This window comes from Clostridioides sp. ZZV15-6598 (assembly GCF_020657705.1).
In the GTDB taxonomy this organism is placed as follows: Bacteria; Bacillota; Clostridia; order Peptostreptococcales; family Peptostreptococcaceae; genus Clostridioides; species Clostridioides difficile_F.
Genome location: NZ_JAGWCS010000362.1, coordinates 1 through 320 on the forward strand (window position 1 = coordinate 1; position 320 = coordinate 320).

The window sequence follows — 320 nt, forward strand, 5'->3', positions numbered from 1 at the left end:
TTATTTTCCATAGCTTTTACTGAAGCAGGAGAAAGAATTCCATTTGATTTTTTCATAAATGTTTGTGCAAATGTACACAGATTTTCTGCACTTGAATATAAACCACCTGCACCTATAGTATTAAGGTTATCTTGTGGAACTGCATCTTCCCAATAAGGTACATAGGCTTTTGCAAGTTTTGAACTATCAAAACTATTTTCTGGAGTTTTTGTATTTTGTAAATTAAGTGGATTGTTTATGTACTTATCAAGAAAATTAGTAAATGACATACCAGATACTTTTTCTACTAAAATTTCAGCTAAAGTAAATCCATCATTACA

1 protein-coding gene is annotated in these 320 nt (G+C 29.7%); it reads right to left on the reverse strand.

Annotation, left to right across the window (positions count from 1 at the left end; translation table 11 throughout):
* Window positions 1–320 (reverse strand): serine hydrolase (locus tag KGF50_RS22060; protein WP_227850015.1); only part of this gene is annotated, 320 nt, incomplete at both ends.